The sequence below is a fragment of the Trueperaceae bacterium genome, from assembly GCA_031581195.1.
Classification (GTDB): domain Bacteria; phylum Deinococcota; class Deinococci; order Deinococcales; family Trueperaceae; genus SLSQ01.
In genome coordinates this window covers 1-5,522 of sequence record JAVLCF010000137.1, presented here as the reverse complement: position 1 = coordinate 5,522, position 5,522 = coordinate 1, and the positions used below count along the sequence as shown (strand labels likewise).

7 protein-coding genes are annotated in these 5,522 nt (G+C 75.2%); all 7 read left to right on the top strand.

Annotation, left to right across the window (positions count from 1 at the left end; all coding sequences use genetic code 11):
- On the top strand, positions 1-1,461 hold a 1,461-nt coding region (locus RI554_10340), incomplete at its 5' end, for an amidase family protein (protein ID MDR9392413.1).
- Positions 1,462-1,583: 122 nt separating this feature from the next.
- Entirely contained in the window at positions 1,584-1,727 is a 144-nt protein-coding gene (rpmH, locus tag RI554_10335) for a 50S ribosomal protein L34 (GenBank protein ID MDR9392412.1), read from the top strand.
- Between the two features lie 19 nt (positions 1,728-1,746).
- Positions 1,747-2,088: a ribonuclease P protein component gene (rnpA, locus tag RI554_10330; protein MDR9392411.1), complete on the top strand. Its 342-nt coding sequence runs from the start codon at positions 1,747-1,749 to the stop codon at positions 2,086-2,088.
- Between the two features lie 26 nt (positions 2,089-2,114).
- Complete coding sequence (gene yidD / locus RI554_10325) at positions 2,115-2,420, top strand: membrane protein insertion efficiency factor YidD (protein MDR9392410.1); 306 nt, start codon at positions 2,115-2,117, stop codon at positions 2,418-2,420.
- On the top strand, positions 2,417-3,976 hold the full coding sequence (locus tag RI554_10320; protein ID MDR9392409.1) for a YidC/Oxa1 family membrane protein insertase: 1,560 nt from the start codon (positions 2,417-2,419) through the stop codon (positions 3,974-3,976). The genes yidD and RI554_10320 overlap by 4 nt, the downstream gene beginning before the upstream one ends.
- Positions 3,977-4,016: 40 nt before the next feature.
- On the top strand, positions 4,017-4,790 hold the full coding sequence (locus RI554_10315) for a R3H domain-containing nucleic acid-binding protein (GenBank protein MDR9392408.1): 774 nt from the start codon (positions 4,017-4,019) through the stop codon (positions 4,788-4,790).
- A gap of 6 nt (positions 4,791-4,796) precedes the next feature.
- On the top strand, positions 4,797-5,522 hold a 726-nt coding region (locus RI554_10310; protein MDR9392407.1), incomplete at its 3' end, for a HemK/PrmC family methyltransferase.

Sequence of the window (5,522 nt, the reverse complement as noted above, 5' to 3'; positions counted from 1 at the left end):
ATCCTCGCCGGCATGGCCGACCCCTCCCGCCGCGCGACCGAGGTCGCCGCCGCCGTCGCGGCCGGCGGCACGACCGCGCGCGCCGAGGTCGACGCCGCCCTCGCCCGCGCCGACGCCCTGCAGGCGACCACGAACGCCTTCACCGACCTGCTGCACGACCGGGCGCGCGCCGCCGCGGACGCCCTCGACGCGCAGTTGGCGGCGGGCGCCAGCGCGCCGCCGCTCGCCGGCGTGCCGTTCGCGGTGAAGGCGAACCTGAACGTCGCCGGCGTCCGCACGAGCGCCGGGTCGGCGATCCTCACCGATTTCGTGCCCCCCGAGACCGCCACCGTCGTCGCCCGCCTCGAGGCGGCCGGCGCGATTGCCATCGCGATGGCGAACCTCGACGCGTTCGGGATGGGCAGCAGCTCCGAAGCGTCGGTCCACGGTCCGGTCCGCAACCCCGTCGACCCGACCCGCGTCGCGGGCGGCTCGAGCGGCGGCTCCGCCGCCGCGGTCGCGGGGGGCGCGGTGCCGCTGGCGCTCGGGACCGACACCGGCGGGTCGGTGCGGCAACCCGCGGCCTTCACCGGCGTGCTGGGGTTCAAACCGACGTACGGCACCCTGTCGCGCTCCGGCGTGATCGCCTACGCCAGTTCCCTCGACCAGGTCGGCGTCGTCGCGCGCGACGCGGGCGACGTCGCCGCGGCGCTCGACGCGATGGTGGGGCGCGACCCGAAGGACGCGACCAGCCTCGACGTGCCCGCGGTCTTCGCCCGCGACCTCGCGCGCGCGGAGGGCGGCGACGCGCCGCTCGCCGGGCTCCGCGTCGGCCGGGTCGTGGAGACGTTCGGGGCGGGCAACGCCCCGGAGGTCGAGGCGGCGACGCACGCCACCCTCGCGCGCCTCGAGGCGCTCGGGGCGGAGGTCCGCGACGTCGCGGTGCCCGCCGCCCCGGCGGCGCTCGCGGCGTACTACCTGATCGCCAGCGCCGAAGCCGCCAGCAACCTCGCGCGCTACGACGGGACCATCGCGGGCGTCCGGGTCGGGGCGGACGGCGACGGGCAGGTGGCGGTCACGACCGCGTCGCGCGGCGCGGGGTTCGGGCGGGAGGTGCGCCGCCGGATCCTGATGGGCACCTTCGCCCTGTCCGCCGGGCACGTCGACGCCTGGTACGGGCGCGCCCTGCAGGTCCGCCGGAAGGTCGCCGACGACCTGCAGGCGGCGTTCGGGCAGGTCGACCTCCTCGCGACCCCCACCGCGCCGGGCGTCGCCTTCGAGGTCGGGGAACGGGTCGACGACCCGCTCGCGATGTACCTCGGGGACGCCGACACCGTCCTCGCCAACCTCGCGGGGCTCGGGGCGATCAGCGTCCCGGCGGACGTCGAGGGGGGCGGCCTGCCGGTCGGGCTGCAGTTGCTGGCGCCCCCGCTCGGCGACGGCCGGCTGCTGCAGGCCGCCGCGGCGCTGCAGGCCCGTTGAGCCCGCGCGCCGCTTGCCCGCGGGGGCGCGCGGCATGCTAGTCTCACCTGCTGGGTGGCGCCGGTTCGCGCCGCCCCGGGCTCCGGCGGCCGCCGCGCCCCGCGACCCGCGAAGGAGAGAGCATGAAGCGCACCTACCAACCCAACCGCCGCAAGCGCGCGAAGACGCACGGCTTTCGGGCCCGGATGAGCACCCCCGGTGGTCGCAACGCGATCAAGCGTCGCCGCCGCAAGGGCCGCAACCGCCTCACCGTCTCCGACGGCTGACGTCGTCCGTGGAGACGGCGTGCCCACCGTCGTCCGTTCCCTCAAGGGCGACCGCGCCTTCCAACGCCTCCGTCGGGGGCGTTCGGGGGGCGCACGTCTGCTGTCGGTCCGGTGGCGCCCGGTCCGCGAGCCCGGCCTCCGCGTCGGCATCGTCGCCAGCCGGAAGGTCGGCAACGCCGTCGTCCGCAACCGCGTCCGCCGCCGCCTCCGCGAAGCGCTCCGCGCGCTCGTGGCCGACCGCGACCTGGGCGAACGCGGGGTGGACCTCCTCGTGATCGCCCGCCCGTCCGCCGCCGACGCCGACTACCACGCGCTGCGCGATTCGTTGCGCACGGCGCTCGAGCGGAGTTCGTTCCCGTGAGCCGCGCCCTCGCGTTCCTGCGGCGGCTGCCGCGGTACCTGCTGGTCGCGCCGATCGTCGTGTACCGCCGCCTGATCTCGCCCCTGAAGCCGCAACCCACCTGCCGCTTCCACCCGACCTGCAGCCGCTACGCGCACGACGCGATCCTCACGCACGGCGCGCTGCGCGGCGGCGCGTTGGCGGTGGTGCGCGTCGCGAAGTGCCACCCGTTCCACCCCGGCGGCTTCGATCCGGTCCCCCCACCCCGCGACGCCGTCGCGCCCCACGCCGCGCCCGACCGTGCCGCGCTCGACCGCGCCCCGTCCCTGACCCCCCTCCGGGAGGAATCGTGACCCTTCGCGTCCCCTTCGCCCTCCTCGCGGCCCTCGCGCTGTCCACGGCGCACGCCGTGGAGTTCGGCGTGCACGACTTCACCTTCGCCGAGTTCCGCGACGCCGAGACCGTCGCGGAGTCCTGCGACGGCGCCAGCCCCTCCTTCTGGTGCGGCCTGCAGGACGCCGCCCTGACGCGCGTCCCGACGAAGGGCGTCGACCTGTTCTTCACCGAGGCGGGCGAGATCGTCGCGGCGTACGCCAAACCCCAGAAGGGCCAGACCTTCTCGAACTACGACCTCGACCAACGCCAGAACCTGATCCCCGACGACGCACCCCGGCCGGGCGCGGCGCTCCGGCTGGACGGGGCGTACCTGCCGCCCGAAGCGGCGACCGCGACCTGGGAACGCGTGAACGAGGACGTCGTGCGGGGGACCTTCACCCACCGCGCCGGCCCGCTCGAGGTCGAGCGCACCGTCGAGGTCAGCAACCTCCGCCACACCGTCCTCCTGGACGTGCGCGCCACCCGCGTCACGGCGGCCGACGCCGCGGACGCCGACGCCATCCCGCTGCAACTGTCGTTCCCCGGCGTCGCCGGCGTCGACGATCCCGTCCTCAAGGTCGGCCAGGGCTACGGCGAGGACGGCTCCAGCGCCACGAACCCGCTGTCGCAAGCGGTCGGCACGCCCAGCTACGCCAGCCTCCAGAACAACGACCGCAACACCGCCTTCGCGATCGTGCTCACGCCCCAGCGCGCCGCGGATGGCGCGCCGCTGCAGGACGACCTGCAGGCGCTCCCGCTCCCGCCCCGCGAAATGGCGCTGCAGGTGCCGCTCGGGGGGGCGGCGGGCGCGACCGCGTCGCTGGACGTCCGCAGCTACCTCGGCCCGAACGAGCTGGTGCGCTACGAGCAGGAGGGCTACGTCGAGATGCCCGGCCTGTTCGACCCGAACATCCTCGGGCGCCTGTCGCTCGGCATCCTCTGGGTGCTGCAGACGCTCCACGACTACCTCGGCAACTGGGGCCTGTCGATCATCGCCCTGACGTTGTTGTTCCGCGCGCTCGTGTGGCCGTTGATCAACACCCAAACGAAATCGATGTACGGCATGCAGGAGCTGCAACCCAAGATCCAGGAGCTGCAGAAGAAACACAAGGACGACCGCGAGACCCTGACGCAGGAGACGATGAAGCTCTACCGCGAGGCGGGCGTCAACCCCGCCGGCGGGTGCCTCCCGATCCTGTTGCAGATGCCGCTGTTCATCATCCTCTGGCGCGTCTTCGTCAACTTCGAGTTCGGCGAGGGGTTCCTGTGGGTGCCCGACCTCGGGCAGCGCGACCCGACGTTCATCCTGCCCATCCTGTACGTGATGGTGATGTTCGCGATGTCGTGGTTCAGCGCGCGCGGCAACCCGCAGAGCCTCCGCCAACAGATCCTCATCAACGTCGTCTTCGCCTTCATCCTGTTCGGGTTCCCCGCAGGGGTGCTCCTCTACTTCGTGGTGTCCATGGGCGTCCAAGTCCTGCAATACTGGCTCATCCAACGCGGTCGTGGCGCCGCGGCGGGCGCCTCCGGGTGACCCGCCGGGCGCACGCACCGCTCCCGGGGAGGGAACGCGATTGAGCGACGACAAAGGCAACGACCTCGACCGCATGCTCGACGACCTGGGGATCGGCAACGACGAGGCCGCCCCCCCCGCCGACGCGGACGCCGACCTTGCGGAGCTCGGCGAGGCGCTCGCCGTCGCCGACGTCCCGCACGACGCCCCGGCGCACGAACGCGCCCGCACCTTCCTCGCCGGCCTGCTCGAGCACCTCGACCCCGCCTACGACGTCGCGGTGCACGAGACGCCCGAGGGGCACGTCGCCGCGGAGATCGAGGGGGGCGACGCCGGACGCCTCATCGGGAAGGGCGGCCGCACCCTCGCGGCGCTCGAACAGCTCGCGAACGCGGTCGTGAACAAGCCCGGCGACGAGCCGGTCCGCGTCCACGTCGACGTCGGCGGCTACAAGCGCCGCCGCGACGAACGCCTCACCCGCGACGCGCAGGCCGCCGCCGACCAGGTCCGCAAGTACGGCGAACCGGTCGAACTGGAGCCCATGAGCGCCGCGGAACGTCGCGTGATCCACATGGCGGTCGTCGACGACGCCGACGTCGCCAGCGAATCGACCGGCTCGGGCCGCGACCGACGCGTCGTGCTGCGCCCCAACTACGACGGCGGCGTCGCGGCGGAACTCCAGGCCGCCGCCGACGCGGGGGATGCGGGCGACGCCGCGGTCGAGGGCGACGCCCCCGCCGACGCCTTCTGGGGTGACCTGGCGGTCGGCGCGACCGACGCGTCCGCCGACGGCCCGTCCGACGACGAGGACGACGACCCCGACCGCGCCGACTGACCGCCGGTGACGCGCGACGCGGACCTGCCCGCGGGGCCGCACGACGCCTGGCGCGCGGTCCGCGACCGCCTGGCGGAGGCCGGCGTCGCGTCACCCGACGTCGACGCCGACCGACTCCTCACCTTCATTACCGGCCGTGACCGCCTCGCCCGCCTCAGCGACCCCCGCGACCTGAGCGGCGACGAACGCCGCCACCTCGCGGAGGTGACGACGGCGCGCGCCGCCGGCACCCCCCTGCAGCACCTGACCGGCGAAGCGGACTTCCACGGCCTCGCCCTGGTCGCCGCCCCGGGCGCGCTCGTCCCGCGCCCGGAGACCGAAGTCCTCGTCGAGCGGGCCCTCGCGGTCCTCCGCGACCGCGTCGCGCCGGTCGTGTGGGACGTCGGGACGGGCGGCGGCGCCATCGCGGTCGCCCTCCAGGTCGCCCGCCCCGACGCCGAGGTGTGGGCGTCGGACCCGAGCGCGGACGCGCTCGCGGTCGCCGCCCGGAACGTCCGCCTGCACGCCCCCGGCGTGCAGCTCGTGCGGGGCGCCGGCGCGGACCCCCCCGCCCTCCGGGCGCTCCCCCCGCGCCTGGACCTGCTGGCCGCCAACCTGCCCTACCTCCCCGACGCCGACCGCGCCGGCGCGGCTCCGGAGGTCGCGCACGACCCCGCCGGCGCGCTGTACGGCGGGCCCGACGGGCTCGACGTCCTGCGGGCGGTCTGGACCGACGTCGAGGCCGACCTCGCC

Coding starts and splice junctions, on each gene's coding strand:
- rpmH (MDR9392412.1), top strand. CDS start 1,584: ATGAAGCGCACCTACCAACCCAACCGCCGCAAGCGCGCGAAGACGCAC.